This is a genomic window from Microbacterium sp. NPDC090003, assembly GCF_044748385.1.
Lineage (GTDB): Bacteria > Actinomycetota > Actinomycetes > Actinomycetales > Microbacteriaceae > Microbacterium.
In genome coordinates, this window is record NZ_JBIVFW010000001.1 from 1,176,033 (window position 1) to 1,200,863 (window position 24,831).

Annotated in this window: 19 protein-coding genes; 9 read left to right on the forward strand and 10 right to left on the reverse strand. The window is 69.2% G+C overall.

Features of this window, described 5'->3' with window-relative positions:
• The first annotated feature begins 121 nt into the window (after positions 1-121).
• The 6 genes from ACIPVN_RS05730 (at position 122) to ACIPVN_RS05755 (ending at position 8,156) form a co-directional block, all read left to right on the forward strand.
• The gene (locus tag ACIPVN_RS05730) at positions 122-1,135 is read left to right on the forward strand and encodes a LacI family DNA-binding transcriptional regulator (protein ID WP_400440636.1); all 1,014 of its coding nucleotides are present in this window, start codon (positions 122-124) and stop codon (positions 1,133-1,135) included.
• Positions 1,136-1,267: 132 nt separating this feature from the next.
• On the forward strand, positions 1,268-2,575 hold the full coding sequence (locus tag ACIPVN_RS05735) for an ABC transporter substrate-binding protein (RefSeq protein WP_400440639.1): 1,308 nt from the start codon (positions 1,268-1,270) through the stop codon (positions 2,573-2,575).
• Positions 2,576-2,633: 58 nt separating this feature from the next.
• Complete coding sequence (locus ACIPVN_RS05740) at positions 2,634-3,599, forward strand: carbohydrate ABC transporter permease (RefSeq protein WP_400443318.1); 966 nt, start codon at positions 2,634-2,636, stop codon at positions 3,597-3,599.
• Complete coding sequence (locus ACIPVN_RS05745) at positions 3,599-4,486, forward strand: carbohydrate ABC transporter permease (RefSeq protein WP_247623124.1); 888 nt, start codon at positions 3,599-3,601, stop codon at positions 4,484-4,486. The genes ACIPVN_RS05740 and ACIPVN_RS05745 overlap by 1 nt, the downstream gene beginning before the upstream one ends.
• A complete protein-coding gene (gene yicI, locus ACIPVN_RS05750) occupies positions 4,486-6,720 on the forward strand; it encodes an alpha-xylosidase (protein ID WP_400440642.1) in 2,235 nt (744 codons plus the stop codon). The genes ACIPVN_RS05745 and yicI overlap by 1 nt, the downstream gene beginning before the upstream one ends.
• Positions 6,717-8,156: a GH1 family beta-glucosidase gene (locus ACIPVN_RS05755; protein ID WP_400440645.1), complete on the forward strand. Its 1,440-nt coding sequence runs from the start codon at positions 6,717-6,719 to the stop codon at positions 8,154-8,156. The genes yicI and ACIPVN_RS05755 overlap by 4 nt, the downstream gene beginning before the upstream one ends.
• A gap of 33 nt (positions 8,157-8,189) precedes the next feature.
• Here the strand turns inward: ACIPVN_RS05755 and ACIPVN_RS05760 are convergent, their stop codons facing one another.
• Entirely contained in the window at positions 8,190-9,017 is an 828-nt protein-coding gene (locus ACIPVN_RS05760; protein WP_400440647.1) for a hypothetical protein, read from the reverse strand.
• Between the two features lie 208 nt (positions 9,018-9,225).
• Here ACIPVN_RS05760 and ACIPVN_RS05765 point away from each other — a divergent pair, with 208 nt between their 5' ends.
• The gene (locus ACIPVN_RS05765) at positions 9,226-10,062 is read left to right on the forward strand and encodes an alpha/beta fold hydrolase (RefSeq protein WP_400440649.1); all 837 of its coding nucleotides are present in this window, start codon (positions 9,226-9,228) and stop codon (positions 10,060-10,062) included.
• Positions 10,063-10,162: 100 nt separating this feature from the next.
• Here the strand turns inward: ACIPVN_RS05765 and ACIPVN_RS05770 are convergent, their stop codons facing one another.
• The 7 genes from ACIPVN_RS05770 to ACIPVN_RS05800 all read right to left on the reverse strand — a co-directional run bounded on the left by ACIPVN_RS05770 (position 10,163) and on the right by ACIPVN_RS05800 (position 20,057).
• On the reverse strand, positions 10,163-11,974 hold the full coding sequence (locus tag ACIPVN_RS05770; RefSeq protein ID WP_400440652.1) for an ABC transporter ATP-binding protein: 1,812 nt from the start codon (positions 11,972-11,974) through the stop codon (positions 10,163-10,165).
• Positions 11,971-13,911, reverse strand: coding sequence for an ABC transporter ATP-binding protein (locus ACIPVN_RS05775; RefSeq protein WP_400440654.1), 1,941 nt, complete (start codon positions 13,909-13,911; stop codon positions 11,971-11,973). The genes ACIPVN_RS05770 and ACIPVN_RS05775 overlap by 4 nt, the downstream gene beginning before the upstream one ends.
• Positions 13,912-14,247: 336 nt before the next feature.
• Entirely contained in the window at positions 14,248-14,745 is a 498-nt protein-coding gene (locus ACIPVN_RS05780; protein ID WP_400440657.1) for a methylated-DNA--[protein]-cysteine S-methyltransferase, read from the reverse strand.
• Positions 14,742-16,277, reverse strand: coding sequence for a DNA-3-methyladenine glycosylase 2 family protein (locus tag ACIPVN_RS05785; RefSeq protein WP_400440660.1), 1,536 nt, complete (start codon positions 16,275-16,277; stop codon positions 14,742-14,744). The genes ACIPVN_RS05780 and ACIPVN_RS05785 overlap by 4 nt, the downstream gene beginning before the upstream one ends.
• Positions 16,278-16,404: 127 nt before the next feature.
• Positions 16,405-18,012, reverse strand: a complete 1,608-nt coding sequence (gene purH, locus ACIPVN_RS05790) for a bifunctional phosphoribosylaminoimidazolecarboxamide formyltransferase/IMP cyclohydrolase (protein ID WP_400440663.1) — start codon at positions 18,010-18,012, stop codon at positions 16,405-16,407.
• Between the two features lie 47 nt (positions 18,013-18,059).
• Positions 18,060-18,647, reverse strand: a complete 588-nt coding sequence (gene purN / locus ACIPVN_RS05795) for a phosphoribosylglycinamide formyltransferase (RefSeq protein ID WP_400440666.1) — start codon at positions 18,645-18,647, stop codon at positions 18,060-18,062.
• 9 nt (positions 18,648-18,656) lie between these two features.
• Positions 18,657-20,057 carry a DUF6350 family protein gene (locus tag ACIPVN_RS05800; RefSeq protein ID WP_400440669.1) on the reverse strand — a complete coding sequence of 467 codons (1,401 nt, stop codon included), beginning with the start codon at positions 20,055-20,057 and terminating at the stop codon, positions 18,657-18,659.
• A 94-nt stretch (positions 20,058-20,151) separates the two neighbouring features.
• Here ACIPVN_RS05800 and ACIPVN_RS05805 point away from each other — a divergent pair, with 94 nt between their 5' ends.
• Entirely contained in the window at positions 20,152-21,573 is a 1,422-nt protein-coding gene (locus ACIPVN_RS05805; protein WP_400440672.1) for an NCS2 family permease, read from the forward strand.
• 283 nt (positions 21,574-21,856) lie between these two features.
• On the opposite strand, the gene sucD is transcribed toward ACIPVN_RS05805, so the two are convergent.
• Positions 21,857-22,759 (reverse strand): succinate--CoA ligase subunit alpha, encoded by a 903-nt coding sequence (gene sucD, locus ACIPVN_RS05810; RefSeq protein WP_400440675.1) that lies wholly within the window; start codon positions 22,757-22,759, stop codon positions 21,857-21,859.
• Between the two features lie 29 nt (positions 22,760-22,788).
• Positions 22,789-23,955 (reverse strand): ADP-forming succinate--CoA ligase subunit beta, encoded by a 1,167-nt coding sequence (sucC, locus tag ACIPVN_RS05815; RefSeq protein WP_400440677.1) that lies wholly within the window; start codon positions 23,953-23,955, stop codon positions 22,789-22,791.
• 172 nt (positions 23,956-24,127) lie between these two features.
• On the opposite strand from sucC, the gene ACIPVN_RS05820 reads away from it, so the two are divergent.
• Complete coding sequence (locus ACIPVN_RS05820) at positions 24,128-24,790, forward strand: TetR/AcrR family transcriptional regulator (protein ID WP_400440680.1); 663 nt, start codon at positions 24,128-24,130, stop codon at positions 24,788-24,790.
• Positions 24,791-24,831 lie beyond the last annotated feature (41 nt).

The following is a 24,831-nucleotide window of genomic DNA, read 5'->3' on the forward strand; positions in this document are numbered from 1 at the left end:
GTGTGTCTCTTTCGGTGCGACAGAAATATGTTGCGCTCTCCCACAAACCGTGTCTATCATCGCTGAAGAAGCCTGAGCGAAGCGCTTCGACAATCTCACCCAGAGCGACGATGGAGTCACGATGACGACGATCCACGAGGTGGCCGCTGCCGCCGGTGTCTCGATCAGCACCGTGTCGTACGCGCTCAGCGGCAAGCGTCCCGTGTCGGAGAAGACCCGACGTCGCATCGAGGATGCAGCCCAGACGCTCGGCTACCAGCCCGATGCCGGCGCCCGGATGCTCGCGGGCCGCCGCACCCACATCTTCGCCCTCACCGAGCCGCTGCGAGCCGATACACACGCCCCCACGCACATGGCGTTCGTGCTCGCCACCGCGGTCGCCGCTCGTCGCCGCGGCTACGACATCCTCCTCCTCACCGATGAGCAGACCTCCGACGGGATGAACCGCGTCGCCGCGTCGAACCTCGTCGATGCGATCCTCGTGCTCGATGTGGCGCCCGACGACGAGCGCGTCGCCATCGCCCGCGCGGTGCGCACGCCGACGATCTTCATCGGCCTCCCCGACGATCAGCGCGACCTCACCTGCGTCGACCTCGACTTCGAAGCCGCCGGCCACCTCGCGGTCGACCGACTCGCCGACGCCGGGCACCCCGCGGTGCACCTCCTCGGTCAGACCGAGGTGTCGTACCGCAAGTCGAACTTCCCCCGCAGGCTCCTCCGCGGGGTCGAGGAGCGCGCCGCCGACCGCGGCGTCGCCCTGACCTGGACCGCGACCGGGGCCGCCGCCACCGACACCGCCCTCGTGCGCCGATCGGCCGAAGCGGCGCTCGACGACGGCATCCGCGCGTTCGTCGTGCACGCCGTCGGCGACGTGCACGACGTGCTCCTCGAGGTACTGAGGGAGCGCGGCCTCGCGCTCGGCGTCGACGCCTCGGTCATCTCGGCCGCGGCATCCTTCGACACCTCCGTGCTGGCGGCGCCGATCGACACCATCCCGCTGGTCCCTCAGCAGTCGTGCGAACTGGCGGTCGACATCGCGGTACGCCACCTCGACGAGACGAACGTGCCGCCCGAGATCCACCTCATCGCGCCCGAGTACCACGGCGCGGGTTCCGTCCGACCGCCCCGGGACTGACCCGCACCCCTCACACCTCTTTCCCGTATCGCCGAGATCGAAACGCTTCGACGATCACGCGATCACCACAACTGAACACCCCACCGATGCAGTGTTCGGCCCTCCGGGGCCACCGAGAAAGGAGTGCCGACGATGGCACGCACGACACGCAGGACGAAGACGCTCACCGCCCTTGCCGCCCTCACCGCGACCGGCATCGCGCTGAGCGGCTGCTCCGCCGGATCATCCGATGACGGCGGAGACGGCCAGACCCTCAAGCTCTGGCACTACGAGGGCGCCGACAGCGCCATGGGCAAGGCCTGGGACGAAGCGATCAAGATCTTCGAGGAGGAGACCGGCGCGACGGTCGAGTTCGAGGAGAAGTCGTTCGAGCAGATCCAGAAGACCGCGAGCCAGGTGCTCGACACCGACGCCGCGCCCGACCTGATGGAGTTCAACAAGGGCAACGCGACGGCGGGCTTCCTGGCGTCGACCGGACTCATCGCCGATATCTCCGACGCCGTCGAGGAGTATGGCTGGGACGAGAAGCTCGCCCCGTCGCTGCAGACCACGGCGAAGTACTCCGACGACGGCGTGATGGGCGGCGACACCTGGTTCGGAGTTCCGAACTACGGCGAGTTCGTCGGCGTCTACTACAACCAGGACGCCTTCGCCGCGGCGGGCCTCGAGATCCCCACCACCTACGAGGAATTCATCGACGTGCTCGACGCCTTCGTCGCACAGGGCATCACTCCGCTGGCCGAGGCCGGAGCCGAGTACCCGCTCGGCCAGCTCTGGTACCAGCTCGCGCTGCTCGAGGGCGACCGCGGCTTCGTCGACGCGTACCAGCTCTACGACGGAGAGGTCGACTGGCAGGGTCCGGAGATCACCTCCGCGACCGAGACTCTGAAGGAGTACATCGATAAGGGCTACATCGCCTCCGACGTCTCTTCGGTGAAGGCCGAGGACGCCGGCGTCTCGTTCATCAACGGCACCTCGCCGATCTTCGTTTCGGGATCGTGGTGGTTCGGCCGCTTCGTCGCCGAGGCCACCGGCTTCGAGTGGACGATGAACGCCTTCCCCGGCGCCGACCTCTCGCTCGGCTCCTCGGGCAACCTCTGGGTCGTGCCCGAGAACGCCGCCAACAAGGAGCTCGCGTACGAGTTCATCGACATCACGATGCGACCGGAGATCCAGGCGATCATCGGCAACAACGGCGGCCTCCCCGTCGCCGCGGACACCGCCGACATCACCGACGAGAAGAGCGCCGCGCTCATCGAGACGTTCAACGGTGTGCTCGACGCGGACGGCCTGTCGTTCTACCCGGACTGGCCCGCACCCGGCTTCTACGACGTGATCGTGCAGGAGCTGCAGGGACTGATCACCGGTGCGCAGGATGCCGAGACCACGAACGCGAACCTCGGCGAGCAGTACGACGAGGGAACCGCCGAATTCCGTTGATCCGCCCGCGGGGGCGGCGCCCGACCGGCACCGCCCCCGCACCCTCCTGGAGATGAACATGTCACTCGCCACCCGCGAGGGCCGCCGCACCAAGCTGCCGCCCGAAGAACCGTCGATCCCGCAGCGCAGCGGTGGGACCGGGGCCTACTGGATGTACCTGCTCCCCGGCTTCGTGCTGCTGCTCGTGGTCGTCATCGTCCCGCTGATCTGGAACCTGTACCTCACCTTCACGAAGTGGAAGGGCGTGCGCACACCCGAGTTCATCGGGCTCGAGAACTGGCAGAAGATCCTCACCGACAGCGACTTCTGGACCTCCTTCACCAACTCGGTGTGGATGATCCTCGCGATGGTCGTCGTGCCCACGATCATCGGCCTCATGGTCGCAGCCCTCCTGTTCGACGTCGTGGGACGCAAGTTCGGCGGCAAGGTGGGCAGCTTCCTCCGGGCCACCTACTACCTCCCCCAGATTCTTCCGATCGCCGTCGCCGGCATCGTGATCGGCTGGATCGTGCGGCCCGGCGGCGACGGCGCGCTCAACCAGATCCTCGGCTGGTTCGGCATCCCCGCCTACGACTGGCTCGGGCAGATGCCCTCCGCTCTCATCGTGCTGATGCTCGTCATGGTCTGGGTGCAGCTCGGCTACCCCGTCGTGGTGTTCATGGCCGCACTGCAGCGCGTCGACCCCGAACTCTACGAGGCGGCGGAGCTCGACGGCGCGAACTGGTTCCAGCGCTTCTCGGCGATCACGATGAGCATCATCCGTCCCGAGATCTTCGTCGTCACCCTCACCTGCACGATCGCCGCCCTCAAGGTGTTCGGCCCCGTGTACATCATCACCCGCGGTGGACCGGCGGGGTCCACCCTCGTTCCGGCGTACTACGCCTACCAGGAGTTCTTCACCAAGCGGAACGTCGGCTACGGCGCCACGATCGCGACCGTGCTCACGATCGTCGTGGTCATCGTGTCGATCATCTTCATCCGCGTCCAGAACTCGCTCGAGCGCAAGGAAAGGGCGGGTCTGTGATGCACGCCACCACCGCCATCGTCACCGGCAAGAAGGCCGCGAGCCGTCCGCGCGGCGGCATGACCAAGAAGCGTCCCGTCGACTGGCTCCTGCTGGCTCTCGTCATCGTCGGCGCGCTGCTCGTGATCGCGCCGTTCTACCTCGTGCTCGTGAACTCCTTCAAGTCGCCGCTCGACTATGCGACCTCCGGCCCTCTCGCGTTCCCCGAGACCCTCGACTTCGGCGGGATCATCAAGTTCTGGGAGCGCGTGAACTTCCCCGAGAAGGTCTGGAACTCGATCTTCATCGCCGGCATCGTGTCGGTGCTCGCGGTCGTGATCTCGATGCTCAACGCCTTCGCGATCGGGATCGGACGCGTGCGCGGACGCTCCTGGATCGTGCTGCTCTTCCTGCTCGCGAACCTGCTGCCGCAGGAGGCGCTGCTGTACCCCCTCTACTACATGTTCAAGTCGGTCGGCCTGTACGACAACGTCTGGTCGGTCATCATCGTGTTCACGGTGATCCAGGCCGCGTTCGGCACGTACCTGCTGTCGTCGGTGTACGGCACCTTCCCCAAGGAGATCCTCGAGGCCGCCTCACTCGACGGCGCGACCCGCTGGCAGATCCTGTGGCGCGTCGTCTTCCCGATCAGCCGCCCGACGCTGTCGGTGCTGCTCATCTTCTTCTTCATCTGGACGTGGAACGAGTTCCTCATCCCGCTGACGTTCCTCGCGTCGAACGCGAATCAGACCGTCCCGGTCGCGATCAGCGTGCTGCAGGGCGACCGCCTCATGGACGTCACGACCACGAGCGCCTCGGCCCTGCTGGGCATCATCCCGACGCTCATCTTCTTCCTCATCTTCCAGCGCACCCTCACCCGGGGCATCACGGCAGGAGCAGTCAAGTAATGAAGTTCACCGACGGGTTCTGGCAGCTGCGCCCCGGCGTCACCGCGCTGTACGCGCAGGAGGCATACGACATCGCCGAGACCACCGAGACCCCCGACGGCCCCGGTCTCGTCATCACGGCCCCCACGATGGTGATCTCCAAGCGCGGCGACACCCTCAACCGCCCCGTGCTCACGACCACCCTCTCCTCCCCCGCCGAGGGTGTGATCCGAGTGCGGGTCGCGCACCACACCGGTCGGCCGTGGCACGGAGGCTTCGCCCTCCCCGGCGCCGGTGGAGCCGCGGCATCCGTCTCGGTGTCGGATGCCGCCGGCGTCGTCGATGCCGGCTCCCTCGTGGCGACGGTCACCCCCGGAGCCCCGTGGGACCTGTCGTTCGCCGTCGACGGACGCCGGGTCACCGGCAGCGGGCACAAGGCTCAGGGCTACGTCCAGCTCGCCGACGGCGCGCAGGTCGACCCGGGGATCGTGAGCAACGCGCGTCAGGGAGGCGGCGCGCCCTCGGCATCCGTGTTCGTCCACGAACAGCTCGACCTCGGCGTCGGCGAGCAGATCTACGGACTCGGCGAGCGCTTCGGCCCGCTGGTCAAGAACGGCCAGACGGTCGACGTATGGAACGCCGACGGCGGAACCTCGAGCGAGCAGGCCTACAAGAACGTGCCGTTCCACCTCTCGAGCAGGGGCTACGGCGTGCTCGTCAACGATCCGGGACATGTGTCGTACGAGATCGGGTCGGAGGCCGTCGAGCGCGTGCAGTTCTCGGTGTCGGGCGAGCAGTTGGAGTACTTCGTGATCGCCGGGCCCACGCCCAAGGACGTCCTCGGGCGCTACACCGCACTCACCGGGCGCCCGCCCGTGGTGCCGGCCTGGTCGTACGGGCTGTGGTTGTCGACGAGCTTCACGACGGACTACGACGAGCAGACCGTCAACTCCTTCCTCGATGAGATGGCGGCCCGAGAGCTGCCCGTGTCGGTGTTCCACTTCGACTGCTTCTGGATGCGCGAGTTCAACTGGTGCGACTTCGAGTGGGACCCGCGGGTGTTCCCCGACCCCGAGGGCATGCTCGGCCGCCTGCATGAGAAGGACCTGCGCGTCTGCGTGTGGATCAACCCCTACATCGCCCAGCGCTCGCCCCTGTTCCGCGAGGCGGCCGACCACGGGTTCCTGGTGAAGCGCGCCGACGGCTCGGTGTGGCAGTGGGACCTCTGGCAGGCGGGCATGGGGCTCGTCGACTTCACGAATCCCGAGGCGACGGCGTGGTACCAGTCCAAGCTGCGCGCCCTGGTGGCCCAGGGCGTCGACTGCTTCAAGACCGACTTCGGCGAGCGCATCCCGACCGACGTGGTCTGGGCCGACGGCTCCGATCCCGAGCGCATGCACAACCTCTACACCGACCTCTACAACCGCGCCGTGTTCGACGTGCTCACGGAGGCGCGCGGCGACGGCGATGCCGTGCTCTTCGCGCGGTCGGCGACCGCGGGCGGGCAGAGCATGCCCGTGCACTGGGGCGGCGATTCGACCTCGACGTTCACGTCGATGGCCGAGACCCTGCGTGGCGGCCTCTCGCTCGCGCTCTCGGGCTTCGCGTTCTGGAGCCATGACATCGGCGGGTTCGAGGGGATGCCGGATGCCGGCGTGTACAAGCGCTGGACCGCGTTCGGTCTTCTCGGGTCCCACTCGCGCTTCCACGGCTCGAGCTCGTACCGGGTGCCGTGGGCGTTCGACGACGAGGCGGTGGAGGTCACTCGTCGCTTCACGCACCTCAAGATGCGCCTGATGCCCTACCTGTACGCGCAGGGCCTCGACGCGGCCGCCACGGGTGTGCCGCTGATGCGGCCGATGGTGCTCGAGTTCCCCGACGACCCGGCGACGGCGTACCTCGACCGCCAGTACATGCTCGGCTCCGACCTGCTCGTCGCCCCCGTGTTCACCGACGACGGCGAGGTCGAGTTCTACCTGCCGGCCGGCGAATGGACCTCGCTGCTGACCGGCGAGACCGTGACCGGCGGCGGATGGCGGCGCGAGCGGCACGGGTTCGATTCGCTCCCCCTGTACGTGCGTCCCGGCACCGTGCTCCCCTGGGGCGCTCGGGTCGACCGCCCGGACTACGACTACCATGACGGTTTGCAGCTGCGCGTCTTCGCGGGCGGCACCGGCACCGCGGCCGTCACCGTCACGAATCCCGACGGTCGCACCGAGACCTACACGGCCGACCTCGAGGAGATCACCGCATGACCACGCTGCTCACCCCCCGCGACGACTACCGCGGCTCGGGACTCGTCTTCCCCGCGGACTTCACATTCGGGTCGGCGACCGCGTCGTACCAGATCGAGGGGGCCGCCGCGGAGGACGGGCGCACCCCCTCGATCTGGGACACGTTCAGCAAGACTCCCGGCAAGGTGTGGAACGGCGATACCGGAGACGTCGCCTGCGACCATTACCACCGCACCGAGGAGGACCTCGACCTGATGGCCGACCTCGGCCTGCAGGCCTACCGGTTCTCGATCGCCTGGCCCCGCATCGTCCCTGCAGCGTCCGGTGAGGTGAACCAGGCCGGCATCGACTTCTACTCGCGTCTCGTCGACGGGCTGCTCGCCCGCGGCATCCGTCCCGTCGCCACGCTCTACCACTGGGATCTGCCGCAGTACCTCGAGGATGCCGGCGGCTGGACCGCGCGCGCCACGACCGACGCCTTCGAGCGGTACGCCGAGATCATGGGCACGGCCCTGGGCGACCGCGTGCACACGTGGACGACGCTCAACGAGCCGTGGTGCTCGGCCTACCTCGGCTATGGCCAGGGCGGCCACGCACCGGGGCGCCACGAACCGGCATCCGCCCTGTCGGCCGTGCACCACCTCAACCTCGCGCACGGGCGCGCGGTGCAGGCGCTGCGGGCGACCTCGACGGGCGACCCGGATTACTCGGTCACGCTGAACTTCCACGTGCTGCGCGGACAGGGCGACGGTGCGGCCGAGGCGATGCGCCGCATCGACGCCCTCGCGAACCGCGCGTTCACCGGTCCGATGCTGCGCGGTGGGTACCCCGCCGACCTGCTCGACGACACGTCCTCCGTCACCGACTGGTCGTTCGTGCAGGAGGGCGACCTCGCCACCATCCACCAGCCGATCGACGTGCTCGGCGTCAACTACTACTCGACCGCGACCGTGCGGCTCTGGGACGGCGTCTCGCCGAAGCAGCAGAACGACGGCCACAAGGGCACCGAGGGCGGCACCGCCTGGCCGGGGAGCGATCAGCTCGTCGAGTTCGTCGAGCAGCCGGGCCCGTACACGGCGATGGGGTGGAACATCGCACCCGAGGGACTCGAGGAGCTGCTCGTATCGCTCTCGGAGCAGTTCCCGGAGCAGGCGCTCATGGTCACCGAGAACGGCGCCGCGTTCGACGACGAGGTCTCGGTCGACGGGACCGTTCCCGACCCGGAGCGCACCGACTACCTGCGGCGGCACTTCACCGCGGCGCACCGGGCTCTCGAGCGCGGCGTCGACCTGCGTGGGTACTTCGTCTGGTCGCTGCTCGACAACTTCGAGTGGGGATACGGCTACGCCAAGCGGTTCGGCATCGTGCGGGTCGACTTCGACACGCTCGAGCGCACCGTGAAGGACTCCGGGCACTGGTACCGCGAGCTGGTACGCAGCCGCACGATCGCCCCCTGAGCGAGGTGGGGTTCCGCGGATCCTCGCGGGACCTCACCGATCCCGGTCGTCCCGGCCCTCCCGGTCGTCGCCGCGCGGGCGCTTGCGAGCCGACCACGCGGCGAACGCGGATGCCGCCGCTCCCGCCGCCCGATCGATCGCCTCGGCGGAGCGCGAGATCGCGTCCTGCGCGGCGTCCTGCCATCCCGCTGTCGTCGTCGTGTCCGCCCGTCCGCGCGCGGTGTGCTCGGCGATCTCGAAGGCACGGGCGAGCGCGTCGACGGCGTCGCGGTAGTCGGCGAACTCCGCGGGCGTCGGACGTTCCCCCGCCGTGCGCCGCGCCTGGGCCGCACGGTTCGCCGCGCGGAAGTAGGCCGCCGTCGCCGGCTGCTTCACATCGGACATCGCCGGGTACGCGATCTGCAGACCGGGATCGGTCTCGTAGGTCATCCAGCGCGCGACGATCGCATCGTGATCGGCGCGCAACCGCTCCAACGGGCGAGGGGCGGATGCGGCGGGGAGCGCGGCTCGGGCCGCGTTCAGGCGCACCTGCTTCGCGCGGACATCGGCCGCGGCCGCCTTCGCATCGCGCTCGGCGTCGCGAAGCATCCGTTTCGCGCTGGCCACGTGCTCCGCCGTCGCCCGGCGCGCGGTGCGTTCGGCGGCGATGCGGGTGTGATCGGCGCGCGCGATCTTCACGGCTGCGCGCTTCTCGACCACCGCGACCTTCGCCGCCCGCAGATCATGGCGTGCCGCATCGACGGCGAGGCGCCGACCGCTGCGTGTGCTGCGACGCCGCAGCCCGACGGCGCCCGCGGTGACACCGCCGGCCCCGACGGCCGCGATCCACCACCACTCCCCGAGGAGCATCAACGGGTCCATCCTCCGATGCTATCGAGACGGCGGCCGGGGCGCTGAGCAGGACCGGGGAGGGAACCTCACTGAACAGGTGTCGAATCCTTCCGGAAACCCCTGTCCCGAGGGGCCATACGGCGGTACGTTGATCGTGCTCATCACTCCCCGATGGGCACACAAGCCCACACCGCCGTACCGATCACGATTCGGTGCGGCACCGACGATGGAGGCCCTCATGGGATTCGTAACCACGGAAGACGGCGCGGAGATCTTCTTCAAAGACTGGGGTCCCCGCGACGCCCAGCCGATCATGTTCCACCACGGCTGGCCTCTGTCGTCCGACGACTGGGACGCGCAGATGCTGTTCTTCCTGTCGAAGGGCTTCCGCGTCGTCGCCAGCGACCGTCGCGGTCACGGACGGTCCTCGCAGATCGGCACCGGGCACGACATGGACCACTACGCCAGTGACGCATCGGCGGTCGTCGAGCACCTCGATCTGCGGAACGCCGTGCACATCGGCCACTCGACGGGAGGCGGCCAGGTCGCCCGCTACGTCGCCAAGTACGGCCAGCCGCAGGGGCGCGTCGCGAAGGCCGTCCTGGTCTCGGCCGTTCCGCCGCTCATGGTGCAGACCGAGGCGAACCCCGAGGGAACGCCGATCGCGGTCTTCGACGGTTTCCGCGAAGCGCTCGCCGCGAACCGCGCCGATTTCTTCCAGGCCGTCGCCTCCGGTCCCTTCTACGGCTTCAACCGCGAGGGCGCGGCCGTCTCGGAGCCCGTGATCGCCAACTGGTGGCGCCAGGGCATGACGGGCAGCGCGCTCGCGCACTACGAGGGCATCAAGGCGTTCTCCGAGACCGACCAGACCGAGGATCTGAAGTCGATCACCGTCCCGGTGCTGGTTCTGCAGGGTGACGACGACCAGGTCGTGCCCTACAAGGATGCAGCGCTGAAGCAGCACGAGCTCCTGCCGAACTCCGAGCTCAAGATCTACGAGGGCTACCCGCACGGCATGCTCACCACGCACGCCGACGTGATCAACCCCGACATCCTGGCCTTCATCCAGGCCTAGTCGCGGGCGCTCCGCACGGAGACGGCGCACCTCGGGAACTCCCGGGGTGCGCCGTCTCCGTGTGGTCACACGGTCGGTGGACGAGGTGATCGACGAGGCGTCAGACCAGCGTCTCCTGCCATGCCGCATGCAACTGGGCGAACTTGCCCGTGCCGCCGATCAGGGCGTCGGGGGTGTCGTCCTCGATGATCCGACCGTGCTCCATCACGAGCACCCGGTCGGCGATCGCGACGGTCGAGAGCCGGTGCGCGATGATGATCGCGGTCCGGTCGGCGAGCAGCGTCTGCAGAGCGTCCTGGATCAGCCGCTCCGAGGGGATGTCGAGCGACGCCGTCGCCTCGTCGAGAATCAGCACCGCGGGGTCGGCGAGGAACGCACGGGCGAACGAGATCAACTGACGCTGACCGGCCGACACACGGCCACCGCGCTTGTTGACGTCGGTGCCGTAGCCGTCGGGCAGCGCCTCGATGAACCCGTCGGCGCCCACGGCCCGCGCAGCCGCACGGATCTCGTCGAGCGAGGCGTCGGGTTTGCCGAGCGCGATGTTGTCGGCGACCGTGCCACTGAACAGGTAGGCCTCCTGTGTGACCATGACGATCGCGCGGCGGAGGTCCTTCGGGTGCAGCGAGCGCAGGTCGACGCCGTCGAGCGTCACCGTGCCCTTCGACGGGTCGTAGAAGCGCGAGATGAGCTTCGCCAGCGTGGACTTGCCCGCACCGGTCGTGCCGACCAGCGCGATCGTCTGCCCCGCGGGGATGTCGAGCGAGAAGTTCGGGAGGATCGTCTTCTCGCCGTTGTACCCGAAGGTCACCTCGTCGAACTCGATGTGCCCGCGCGACTCCCACAGGTCGACCGGCTTCTCGGGGTCGGGCACCGTCGGCACCTCCTCGAGCACGCCCGACACCTTCTCGAGCGCGGCGGTGGCCGACTGGTAGGAGTTGAGGAACATCGCGATCTCCTGCATCGGCGCGAAGAAGTTGCGCACGTACAGCACCGCCGACAGCAGCACGCCGACGGTCAGCGCACCCTCGGCGACGCGCACACCGCCCCAGAGCACGACGATGCCGAGCGTGAGCGCCGCGACGCCCATGAGACCGGGCTCGAAGGTGCCGAACAGCAGGAGCGACCGGCGGTTGACGTCGCGGTACTCACCCGAGATCTTCTGGAAGGCGACGTCGTTGCGGGGCTCCTTGCGGAATGCCTTGACCGCGCGGATGCCGGTCATGGTCTCGACGAACTGCACGATCACCTGGGCGCTGATGACGCGCGACTCGCGGTAGACGAGCTGCGAGCGGGAGTAGAACCAGCGCATGAGGAAGAACAGCGGAACGCCCGCGATCGCGAGGATGAGTCCGGACTGCCAGTCCCAGATGCACAGCGCGATGAAGGTGAACAGCCCGAAGAGCACGCCGGAGACGAGCTCGTTGAGGCCGCCGTCGAGCAGCTCGCGGATCGAGTCGAGGTCGCTGGTCTGGCGCGAGATGATGCGCCCGGAGGTGTACGACTCGTGGAACTCGAGGCTCAGCCGCTGCGTGTGCAGGAAGATCCGCTTGCGCAGATCCAGCAGCACCGCCTGCGTCAGCTTGGCGGCGATGATGACGTACCACGCGATCATCGCGGCGGCCACGGCTCCCGCGAGCAGGTAGACGCCACCGATCATGAAGGTCGGCATCCAGTCGGAGTGCTCGATCACGGCGGGCAGCGCGCGGTCGAGCCCGATGCTGATGAGGATGGGGCCCGCGACCTGCAGCGCGGTCGAGATGACGAGCACGACGGCCGCCAGCACGATGCGCGCCTTGAGCGGACGCACGAGCGAGCCGAGCAGATGCAGCGAGCGCTGACGGATCGCCCTGCTCTCCTCCTTGGTGTACCGGGAGCGGTCTTCGTCCTGCGTTCCGATGAGAGCGCTCATGACCGCACCTCCTTCTCGGTGGTCACGCCTTCGTCGGCCAGATCGGCCTCCGCCCGGCGGATGCCTTCGTGGATGGTCTCGGCGACGTTCTCGTCACCGTCGGCCTCCGCTCCGATCACGGGGATAGCACCGGTGCGCGCCGCTTCCTCGGCCTCGAGGCTGGAGATGACGTGACGGTAGTGGCGACTGCTGCGCAGCAGCTCGCTGTGCGTGCCGACGGCGGTGATACGGCCGGCCTCGAGCAGCGCCACGCGGTCGGCGAGGGCGACGGTCGACGGCCGGTGCGCAACGATCATCGCGGTCGTGTCGGCGAGCACATGGCGCAGCGCCTCCTCGACGAGCGCCTCGGTGTCGACGTCGAGCGCAGAGAGCGGGTCATCGAGCACGAGCACCTTCGGCTTCGCGGCGACCGCACGCGCGAGCGCGAGTCGCTGGCGTTGTCCGCCCGAGAGGCTCAGCCCCTCTTCGCCGATGACCGTCTCGACGCCGTCGGGCAGCGTGTCGACGAACGACGCCTGGGCGACATCGAGGGCTTCGCGCAGCACGCGCTCCGCCTCCTCGCTGTGCACGTCGAGCTCGGCGCGGCCGAGCAGCACGTTCTCGCGCACGGTCGCCGAGAAGAGCGTCGCGTCTTCGAACGCCATCGCGATGTGCTGGCGCAGCTCGGCCAGCGGCAGGTCGCGCACGTCGACGCCGTCGAGCGTCACGGAGCCGCCGGTCACGTCGTAGAGGCGTGTCGGCAGCGTCGTGAGGGTGGTCTTGCCGCTGCCGGTGAGACCGACCAGCGCCATGGTCTCGCCCGGTCGCAGCACGAGGTCGATGCCGTCGAGCAGATCGCGCTCCTGCGCCCCCGCGTCCTGATAGCGGAAGTGGGCGCTCCGGAACGCGAGCTCGCCTCGCGGGCTCTCGATGTGCACGGGATTCTCGGGGTCGGTGATCGTGTTCGTCTCGGAGAAGATCTCGAACACGCGGTCGGTCGCCGTACGCGCGTCGAGCATGAACGAGAACAGGAATCCGATCGATTCGATCGGCCAGCGCAGCACCGTGGCCATCGCGAAGAAGGCGAACAGCTCGGGCAGCTCGATCTCGCCCTGCGAGATGAGCCAGATGCCCGACATGAGGCTGAGACCGAAGGCGATCTGCGGCATGAGGTCGAGCCAGAACCAGATCGAGGCGATCGCCCCGGCTTTGCTCATCTCGGTTTCGCGCAGCGTCTCGGCCTGGCGACTGAAGCGGCTCAGCGCGTGCTTTCCGCGCCCGAAGGCCTTGAGCACACGAATGCCGTGCACGCTCTCCTCGACGCTCGTGGCGAGGTCGCCCGCCTGATCCTGACTGCGACGGGTGAGCGCACCGTAGCGCTTCTCGAAGAGGTAGCCGCGGATCCACAGCGGGATGGCGGTGACGATGAAGATCGTGCCGAGCAGCCAGTGCCAGCGGAACAGGAGCGCCGCACCGATGATGATCGTCAGGATGTTCACCACGAGCAGCACGAGACCGAAGGCGAGCCAGCGGCGGATGAGGCTGATGTCCTGCATCATGCGGCTGAGCAGCTGGCCCGACTGCCAACGGTCGTGGAAAGCCACGGGCAGGGTCTGCAGGCGCGCGTAGAGATCGGTGCGCATGCGGTACTCGACCTCGGTGGAGGGCTTGAGCACGAACTGCCGGCGCAGGAACACCATCACGGCTTCACCGAGGGCGAGTCCGAGCACGGCGACGGCACCCCAGACGATGGCGCCGAGTTCACCGGTCTGTACCGGACCGCGGATGATCTGCTCGAGCACGATCGGGATCATCAGCGCGATGATCGCGGCGGCGAGCGCGCTGGCAGCACCGCCGGCGAGCCGCCAGATGACGGGGCGGACGAAGGGTTTCAGACGCCACAGCGCTGCGGCGGTCGACAGGGAGGAGGAAGCGGGGGGATTCTGCGAGGAAGACATGTCTCTCAGACGGTTCGTGCGGAAGAGGTTGCGGAGCAGGCGGGCGCCGAGCGGTATCGGCGAGTGCGGCGGACTCGTCGAGTCCGGCGTCCGGCGGGGAGGAAACGGAGCGCGGAGCGTCGAGCAGCTCTAGTGGAAAGTACGCACCGGGGTCGTGCCGAGAGCTGCGATCTGCGTGACCAGGATCGTGGTCATGGTGTCCTCCTCAGGGCTCGGCGGTGTCGTCCGGTTGGTGCGACAGCCCTCCAGCCTATTGCTGTGAACAAGCTGTGCGCAAGAGGAATTCCCCCTTTCCCTCTCTCGCGGCCCTCTCGTGCGATCCGTCGTCTCCGTCCCTCAGCGTGCGACCTCTTCGCGTGCGAGCAGGCTCTCCTTCACCTCGAGCCCCCAGGCGAAGCCGCCGAGGCTGCCGTCGCTGCGCAGTACCCGGTGGCACGGCACGAACAGCGCCGGGGCGTTGCGTGCGCAGATCGATGCCGCGGCCCGCACGGCGCGCGGGTTGTCGAGCACCGCGGCGAACGAGGTGTACGTGAGCGGAGCGCCCGGGGCGATCTCCCGCAGCGCGGCCCACCCCGACAGCTGCAGCGAGGTGCCCGTCTGCCGCACGGGCACGGAGTCGATCGCCGCGAGATCCCCGGCGTAGTACGCCTCCACGGCCGCCGCCGCTTCGGTCTCGCCCTCGCGCACCTCTGCCGGGCGCCCGGCCGCGCCGAGCCTGCCGAGGATCGCCGCGTGGTCGGCCGTCCAGCCGGACGCCAGCACGCGCTGCTCGTCGTCGGCGAGGATCGTGAACGCCCCGTCGGGGGTGTCGATGGTCTGGATGAGGGCGGTCATCGGGTCTCCTTCGAGGTCGGTGTCTTCGAGGTCGGTGTCTTCGAGGTCGGTGTCTTCGAGATCGGTGTCTTCGTCGGGCGCTTCGCCGAGCGCACGGGGGCGGCCCGCCAGAGATGGGCCGTCAGGTAGCTCCGCCAGGGAGCCGTCCGCTCCGCCCACGACGCCAGGGCACGCGGTTCGCCCGGGAGGCCGGAGGCGGCGGCCCCGGCGCGCATCGCGACGTCGCCCGGGAGCAGGATGTCGGGGTCTCCGAGCACCCGCATGCGCACGTAGTCGGCGGTCCACGGCCCGATTCCCGGCATCGCGAGGAGTGCGGCCCGCTGCTCGGCCCCATCGTCACCGACCGTGAGGGTGAGCGATCCGTCCGCCAGCGCGGCAGCGGCACCGGTGATCGCGCGGATGCGGGCGGCAGGGCCCCGGAGCACCTCGGCGCCGTGCTCGGCGATCGCCGCCATGGTCGGGAAGAGCACGCCGTCATCGGTGCGTTCTCCGAGAGCGTCGGCGAGCGCGCTCAGCGCCGTGCGCGCGGCGACGACCGTGATCTGCTGGCCGACCATCGCGCGGATGAGCATCTCGTGCGGATCGGCCACTCCCGGCACGCGGATGCCCGGGGTCGCGGCGATCAGCGGCGCGAGTTCGGGATGCGCACCGAGCGCGTCGTCGACGGCCCGCGGATCGGCGTCGAGGTCGAACAGGCGCCGCACCATGCCCACCAGGGGCGCGAGATCGCCCAGCTGCGTGACCCGGGCGCGCAGATGCAGACGCTCGGCGGCGTCTTGACGCACCTCGAACCACGCCGGTCCTCCGCCCATGCGCAGGTGCCGGGCGAACGATGCCTCGCTCGCCACCTCGACCCCGGGCAGCGCACGGGCGGCCATCCAGGCGAAGACGCCCGAGGCATCGAGTGGGCCGCGGAAGGGCAGCACGAGGTCGATCGAGCCGGGAGCTGCCGCCATCGGCATCCGTCGTCGGGCGCGCAGCTCGCTGGGCGTGAGCGCGAAGACCTCGCGGATCGTTTCATTGCACTGCCGGATGCTGGCGAATCCGGCCGAGAACGCCACATCGGAGACGGGCATGTCGGTGCCGACGAGCAGCATGCGCGCGGTGTGCGCGCGATGCGCCCGGGCGAGGGCCAGCGGTCCGGCGCCGAGCTCGCTCACCAGCACCCGGTTCAGATGGCGACTCGAGTACCCGAGCCGTGCGGCGAGCCCGGAGACGCCCTCGCGTTCCACCACACCGGCGGCGATGAGTCGCATCGCCCGGGCGGCCGAGTCGCCGCGCAGATTCCAGGCCGGCGACCCGGGCGCCGCCTCGGGGAGACAGCGCTTGCATGCCCGGTAGCCGGCCTCGTGCGCTGCGGCGCTGGTCGGGTAGAACGTCACGTTCTCGGGCTTCGGCGTGCGCGCCGGACAGCTCGGACGGCAGTAGATGCCCGTCGACCGGACGGCCGTCACGAACTGCCCGTCGAAACGGGTGTCGCGAGCGTCGATCGCGCGGTACCGCTCGTCGAAGTCGGTCACGGGGAGGCTCATGACTCCATGCTGTCACGGGCCTCCGACATCGACTGGCGGAAATCGGACATCGCGGTGAGAGCTCCGAGAAGCCGAGGCCCCCACCCGTCGTCTGCGGATGGGGGCCTCGAGAAGACTGTCCGGATGCTCAGTGGAAGAAGTGGCGCTCTCCCGTGAAGAACATCGTGACGCCGGCCTTGCGGGCCGCATCCACGACCTCCTCGTCACGCACCGAGCCGCCGGGCTGCACGATCGCCGTGACTCCGGCGTCGATGAGCACCTGGGCGCCGTCGGCGAACGGGAAGAACGCATCGGATGCCGCGACCGAACCGGCCGCGCGCTCGCCCGCGCGCTCGACCGCGAGGCGGCACGAGTCGACGCGGTTGACCTGGCCCATGCCGACGCCGACCGTGGCGTTGTCCTTGGCGAGCACGATCGCGTTCGACTTGACGGCGCGGCACGCCTTCCACGCGAAGATCAGGTTCTCCATCTCGAGGTCGCTCGGGCGCTCACCGGAGACGAGCTCCCAGTTCTTGGCGACCGAGACGATGTCGTCGGGGAACCGGTCGGCGTCCTGCAGCAGGAGTCCGCCCGAGACCAGGCGCACATCCATGCGCTCCTGCTGCCAGTCCTCGGGCAGCTGCAGCAGACGCAGGTTCTTCTTGGCCTTGAACACCTCGAGGGCGGCGGGCTCGAACGCGGGGGCGACGATGACCTCGGTGAAGATGTCCTTGAGGTTCTCGGCCATCTTGAGCGTCACGGTGCCGTTCGCGGCGATCACGCCGCCGTATGCGGAGACCGGGTCGCACTCGTGCGCGCGCAGGTGGGCGCTGGCGATCGGGTCGAGGGCGTTCGGTGCGGTCGTCGCGATGCCGCACGGGTTGGCGTGCTTGATGATCGCGACGGCCGGCTTGATCATGTCGTAGGCGGCGCGCAGGGCGGCATCCGCGTCGACGTAGTTGTTGTACGACATCTCCTTGCCCTGCAACTGCGTGGCCTGCGCGATGCCGTGACCGCCCGCACGGGTGTAGATCGCACCGCGCTGGTGCGAGTTCTCGCCGTAGCGGAGCGTCGCGAGCCGCTCGGCCTGGATCGTCAGGTGCGTCGGCAGGTCGCCGTCGTCCTGGAGGGTGCCCTCGGCGAACCACGACGCGACGGCCGTGTCGTAGGCGGCGGTGTGCGCGAATGCGCGGGCCGCGAGCTCGCGACGCTGAGACAGCGAGGTACCGCCGTCGGCGATCGCCGAGATGATCCCGGGGTACGACTGCGGCGACACGACGATCGCCACGTTCGCGTGGTTCTTGGCGGCGGCGCGCACCATGGCGGGGCCGCCGATGTCGATCTGCTCCACGACGTCGTCGCCCTGGGCACCCGAGGCGACGGTCTCGACGAACGGGTACAGGTTCACCACGACGAGCTCGAACGGTGCGATGTCGAGCTCGGCGAGCTGACGCTCGTGGTCCTCGAGGCGCAGGTCGGCGAGCAGGCCGCCGTGGATCTTCGGGTGCAGGGTCTTCACGCGGCCGTCGAGCATCTCGGCGACGCCGGTCACCGCGGCCACGTCGGTCACCTCGAAGCCGGCCTCGCGGATCGTCGCGGCGGTCGAACCGGTCGACACGATCTGCACGCCGGAGTCGGCGAGCGCCTTCGCGAGGACGAGCAGATCCGTCTTGTCGCTGACCGAGACGAGCGCCCGGCGGATCGGCACCGTGTCGCGATCGCGGTACAGCGAGGGGTCGTGGCGGGGGCCGGCCATGGTGATGCTCCTTCGTGCGTCGTGCGTGAGAGAGGGGAGGAAAGGGTTCAGGAAGCGGCGTCGAGCGCGAGCTCGCCGGTCGCGATGCGCCGCACGACATCGATCAGCAGACGGCGCTCGACGGGCTTGATGCGGTCGTGCAGGGAGTGCTCGGTGTCGCCGTCGAGGATCGGCACGCGCTCCTGCGCGAGGATCGGTCCGGTGTCGACGCCGTCGTCGACGACGATCACGCTGGCGCCCGTCTCGGCGACGCCGGCGGCGAGCGCGTCTCGCACGCCGTGCGCACCGGGGAACTCCGGCAGATAGGCCGGATGGGTGTTCACGAGACGCGGGGCGAACTGCGCGACGAGGGATGCCGGCAGCAGGCGCATGAGACCGCTGAGCACGACGAGGTCGGGGTTCCAGACGGCGAGCTGGCGCCCGAGCTCCTCGCCCCATGCCTCGCGGCTCTCGTGCTCGTGCCACGGCACGGTGAAGCTGGGGATGCCGAACTCCTCGGCGTGGGCCAGGCCGTCGGCCTCGCGGTCGGCGCCGACGACGACCACCCGCGCGGGAAAGTCCGGGTGGCGGGCGGCCTCGAGGAGGGCACGAAGATTCGAGCCGGTGCCCGAGATGAGAACGGCGACCGTGAGCACGCGCCCAGTCTACCGGGGCGCGGGAGGGCGTCCCTCCCCGGTGACGTCGTCGAGCGGAGCCGTCTCCGCGAACGGCAGGGGCGCGGCATCCGCTGGCGAATCGGCCGCTCCGGCATAGGGCGACGGCGATGCCGTGTCGCCGATCAGATCGTCGAGATCGGATGCCGTCATCTCGGCGACCCAACGATCGGTGCGCTCCTCGGCGAGCTCGTCGCGGTTGCGCGGCGACAGCAGCAGGATCGCGGCCCCCAGCAGCACCTCTCCCCCGAGGGCGAGCGCGAAAGCGCCGACCGACGGGCCGGTCTCGGCGAGGCGGCCCGGGCCGATCGACCCGCTGGTGAGCAACGCGGCGAGGGCGGCGACACCCGCGGTCACGGCACCCATGCCGACCGCGATCACGGCGCGCGGCAGCATCCGCAGCGGCGTCCCCTCCCACACCAGGCGCGAGCGCACGGCCCATCCGGCCACGGCGCCTGCGGCGACCGGTAGCAGTACGACGATGAGCATCCAGATCGAGCTGTTCTCGGGCAGCAGCCCCAGCACCGGGATGCCGGGCACGACGCCGAGCTGCGTGCCCGCCGGAGACACCGCGGTGCCGACGCCCACGGCGAATCCGGGGCCCGCGATCCACGACGCCGTCCAGACGAGGAGCGTCGGCAGGTAGAGCAACTGGGCGAGGGTGATCACGACCGCGCCGAGCACGTCGACACGTGCGGCCTGGAAGAGGGCGACGACCTCCCCGCCCCGGAACAGCGTGAGGAGGGCGAGGGCGGCGGCCGAGACACCGAGGACGGCGACGAGGGCGAACGCCGCTCCCCGCACGATGGCCGCGGGCACCGGGGTCCACTCGGTCCAGGCGTCCAGTCGATCGTGGATCGCGTCGATCGGACCGCCGTCGCCGTCCTCCCAGACCACGCGCACCGCCCCGCACACCGCGCCCGCGAGGTACACGGCCGCGGGCAGCAGGATCGCGAGGAGCAGGGAGGTCTTCGCCGCGTCGAGACGCGAGGTGAGGGCGACGCCGGCGGCGATCGCGGCGAACACGACCGTGCCCGAGAGTACGCCGGTCACCCACGACCCGGCGTTCGCGGCCCGCGCGCCCGAACGCGCGGCGAACAGCAGGGTGAAGACCAGGAGGGCGAGCGGGGCCACCGACACGGTGAACGTCGCCGCAGCCGCGGGAACCCCGACCGCGACCAGTGCCGCATCCGCGATCGTGATGTCGAGCGGCACCCCGTGCCCGAACGCCCACAGCGTGCCGGTCAGCGGCCAGAGCGCACCCCAATCGGCCGTGGTGCCGAAGGCGAGTGTCCACAGCAGGGTCAGCGGCGCCAGGAGCACGGCGAGTCCGACAGCGGCCGCGATGGCGGCGTCGAACGCGGCGAGGAGGGCGACGAGAAGGCGTTGCATAGCGTTTCGAGACTACGACGAGAACCGTCGGGGATCCCGGTGGGCGCGCGCGACGCGGGAGAGACGATATCGTCTCATCCGGAGGTTCACCCGAATGACAACTGCCCCGTCCCCCGCCCCCGCCACCGCAGAGCCGAAGAACGCCCTGGATCGCTTCTTCGAGATCAGCAAGCGCGGTTCCACCTTCGGCACCGAGATCCGAGGTGGCCTGGTGACGTTCGTCACGATGGCGTACATCGTGATCCTCAACCCGATCATCCTCGGAACGCCCGACGTCGACGGCGTCGTGCTGTCCAGCTCCGCGGTCGCCGCCGCCACCGCGCTCACCGCCGGTGTGATGACGATCCTGTTCGGCGTGATCACGCGTCTGCCGTTCGCGTTCGCCGCCGGCCTCGGAATCAACGCCTTCATCGCCTTCTCGGTTGTCGGCTCGGTGACCTGGCCCGAGGCCATGGCGCTCGTCATGATCAACGGTGTCATCATCGTGCTGCTCGCCGCGACCGGCCTGCGGAAGATGATCTTCGATGCCGTTCCCGTGCAGCTCAAGCTCGCGATCACGGTCGGCATCGGCCTCTTCATCGCCTTCATCGGCTTCGTGAACGCCGGCTTCGTGACGGCGACCGGCAATGCCTCGCCGCCCGTCGACCTCGGCATCGGCGGCTCCGTGGCCTCCATCCCGACCCTGCTCTTCGTCGTCACCCTGCTCATCGGCGGCGTGCTGACCGCGCTGCGCGTCAAGGGCGCGATCCTGATCGCCCTCGTCGGCGGCACGGTGCTCGGGGGCATCGTCAACCTCATCTGGCCGTTCGGCCTCGACTTCGGCTTCACCGGATCGATCGTGGGCCTCCCCGATCTCAGCCTCGTCGGCCAGGTCGACTTCGGCTTCGACCTGCAGAAGGTCAGCATCGTCGCCCTCGTCATGTTCGTGTTCACGCTGCTCTTCTCGAACTTCTTCGACGCCATGGGCACCATGACGGGCCTGGCGAAGGAGGCCGACCTCGCCGATGAGAAGGGCGACTTCCCGCGCATCAAGTCGGCGCTGGTCGTCGAGGGCATCGGCGCGATCGCCGGTGGTGGCACGTCGTCGTCGTCGGCGACGGTCTTCGTCGAGTCGGGTGCCGGCATCGGCGAGGGCGCGCGCACGGGCTTCGCCACCCTCATCACGGGTGCGATGTTCCTGGTCGCGATGTTCTTCACCCCGCTGACCTCGCTCGTGCCCGGCGCCGTCGCGGCCGCCGCCCTCGTGCTCGTCGGCGCGATGATGCTCGCGCAGATCAAGAACATCGATCTCAGCGACTTCCGCGTGCTGCTGCCGGTGTTCCTCACCGCCACGGTCATGCCGATGACCTACTCGATCGCCAACGGCATCGGCGCCGGCTTCATCAGCTGGATCGTCGTGAACGCCTTCTCGGGCCGTGCCAAGACGATCCACCCGCTGCTCTGGGTGGTCGGTGTCGGGTTCGTGATCTTCTTCGCCCGCGGGCCGATCGAGGCGTTGTTCGGCATCGGGATCTGACACCGAGTCGACAACCGAGTCGACAGAGGGGCGGATGCTGCGGCATCCGCCCCTCTGTCGCGTCACCGACGCTTCTCGCTCGCAACGAGCCCCGTCAGTCCGGGGGCTGAGAGGACAGTTGTCGGACCGAATCGCCATCCGCGTCCGACATGTGTCCCCGGGGCCCCCGCGCCGAAGACGGCGAGACGAACGGATGCCGTCGTCCGAACGAGATGCCGGATGCTCGCGGGCATGAAGAAGGCCCCGGGGTGGAGCCCGGGGCCTTCTCCTACAGTCTAACGCGTCAGAGCGACTCGACGATCGCGCGCATCAGGTCGGCGGTCTCGGACGGCGTCTTGCCGACCTTGACCCCGGCGGCCTCGAGGGCCTCCTTCTTGGCCTGAGCGGTTCCGGCCGAACCGGAGACGATGGCACCGGCGTGACCCATGGTCTTGCCCTCGGGAGCCGTGAAGCCGGCGACGTAGCCGACGACCGGCTTGGTGACGTGCGCCTTGATGTACTCGGCCGCGCGCTCCTCGGCGTCGCCGCCGATCTCGCCGATCATGACGATGGCCTTCGTCTCGGGGTCGGCTTCGAACGCGGCGAGCGCGTCGATGTGCGTCGTACCGATGACCGGGTCGCCGCCGATGCCGATGGCGGTCGAGAAGCCCAGGTCACGCAGCTCGAACATCATCTGGTAGGTCAGGGTGCCCGACTTCGACACGAGGCCGATCGGTCCCTTGCCGGTGATGTTCGCCGGCGTGATGCCGACGAGCGCCTCACCGGGGGTGATGATGCCGGGGCAGTTCGGCCCGATGATGCGGGTCTTGTTGCCCTTGCTCTGGGCGTACGCCCAGGCCTCGGCGGAGTCGCCGACGGGCACGCCCTCGGTGATCACGACGAGCAGCGGGATCTCGGCGTCGATGGCCTCGACCATCGCGTCCTTGGTGAAGGCGCCCGGCACGAAGGCGATCGACACGTCGGCACCGGTCTCCTTCATGGCCTCGGCGACCGAGGCGAAGACGGGCAGCTCGACGGCGTTGCCGTCCTTGTCGGTGTGCGAGACCGTGGTGCCGGCCTTGCGGGCGTTGACGCCGCCGACGACCTGGGTGCCGGCCTTGAGCATGAGCGCCGTGTGCTTGGTGCCCTCGCCGCCGGTGATGCCCTGGACGATGACCTTGGAGTCCTTGTTGAGGTAGATCGACATTCTTCTAGTCCTTGTGTCTCAGCGTCGGATCAGGCGTTGGCGAGCTCGGCGGCCTTGTCGGCGCCCTCGTCCATGGTGGCGGCCAGAGTCACGAGCGGGTGCGCGTACTCGGCGAGGATCGCGCGGCCCTCGTCGACGCGGTTTCCGTCGAGGCGCACGACGAGCGGCTTCGACGCCGTGGAGCCGAGGGTCTCGAGCGCGCCCTTGATGCCGTTGGCGACGGCGTCGCACGCCGTGATGCCGCCGAAGACGTTGACGAAGACGCTCTTGACCTGCGGGTCACCGAGGATGACGTCGAGGCCGGCGGCCATGACCTCGGCCGAGGCGCCGCCGCCGATGTCGAGGAAGTTCGCGGGCTTGACGCCGTTGTGGTTCTCGCCGGCGTACGCGACGACGTCGAGCGTCGACATGACGAGGCCCGCGCCGTTGCCGATGATGCCGACCTCGCCGTCGAGCTTCACGTAGTTGAGACCGGATGCCTTGGCCTTGGCCTCGAGCGGGTCGGCGGCGTCCTTGTCTTCCAGCGCTTCGTGCTCGGGGTGGCGGATCTCCGACGCGTTGTCGTCGAGGGTGACCTTGCCGTCGAGCGCGATGATGTCGCCCTCTTCGGTGCGCACGAGCGGGTTGACCTCGACGAGCGTGGCGTCCTCGCCCTTGTAGACGTCGAACAGCTTGACGAAGACGTCGGAGACCTTCTCGACGAGGTCTTCGGGGAAGTTCGCGGCGCGCGCGATCTCGACGGCCTTCTCCTTGTCGATGCCGGTGAGCGGGTTCACCTCGACGCGCGCGAGGGCCTCGGGGCGCTCGACCGCGAGCTCCTCGATCTCCATGCCGCCCTCGACCGAGCAGAGGCTCAGGTAGGAGCGGTTCGCGCGGTCGAGCAGCACGGAGAAGTAGAACTCCTCCGCGATGCGTGCGCCCTGGGCGACCATGACGCGCTTGACGACGTGGCCCTTGATGTCGAGACCGAGAATGGCCTTCGCCGCCTCGTACGCCTCTTCGGGGGTCTTCGCGACCTTGACGCCGCCCGCCTTGCCACGGCCACCGGTCTTGACCTGCGCCTTGACGACGACGACGCCGCCGATCTTCTCCGCGGCTGCCTTCACCTCCTCGGGGGTGTCGGCGACGATGCCGGCGAGAACCGGCACTCCGTACTTCTCGAAAACGTCTCGTGCCTGGTACTCGTACAGATCCACTGTGGTTCCTTCACTGGGCTGCTGTCTGGTAATTCTCTCGATGTCGAGACATCGACCAGTCCCCCAGCCTACTACCTCGGACTGGACGCTCCTGCGGGTGCGGACGCTCCTGCGGGGGCCGGCCGCGTCACACCGTCCGCATGCTCGACAGCGCGAGGTCTAGGCTCGTGCCATGCACGAATCCGCAGAACTGCGCACCGGCGTCGTGGCCGCTGCCCTCGAGCTCTTCGACGCGCAGGGCTTCGATCAGACCTCGGTCGAGCAGATCGCGAAGGCCGCCGGCGTCTCGCGATCCACCTTCTTCCGCCAGTTCGGCGGCAAGGAGGACGTGGTCTTCGCCGACCATGAGGTGCTGCTGGAGCGCCTGCGAGTATTCCTCGCCGAGGGCCACGACGATCCGTGGGGCGCGGTGTGCGCGGCATCCGAATCGGTCTTCTCGCACTTCGCGCACGATCCCGAGCTCGCCCGTCGCCGCTACCGGATCGTGCGCGAGGTGCCGGTGCTGCGCGAGCGTGAGATCATCACGGTGTTCCGCTACGAGCGCCTGTTCGACGACTATCTGCGCGGGGCGCTCCCCGGCGTCGACCCGCTCGACGCGGTCGGATTCGCGGCTCTGGTGACCGCGGTGCACAATCACGTGCTCCGCCAGCTGCTGCGCGGCACGAAGAAGGTGCCGCTGGCGACCCTGCAGGCGGCACTGGCGGACGTGCGCCGTCGTTACGGCGTGCCGGCGGATGCCTCGGCCAGCGCTCCCGACGATGTCGTCGTCGCCGTGTTCCCGCGCTCGATGCCGGTGGCCGAGGTCACCCGGCGACTGCGTTCGCAGCTGGACTGAGCGCTCCTCGGCAGGACTCCGCGTCCGCGTACCCGGAGTCG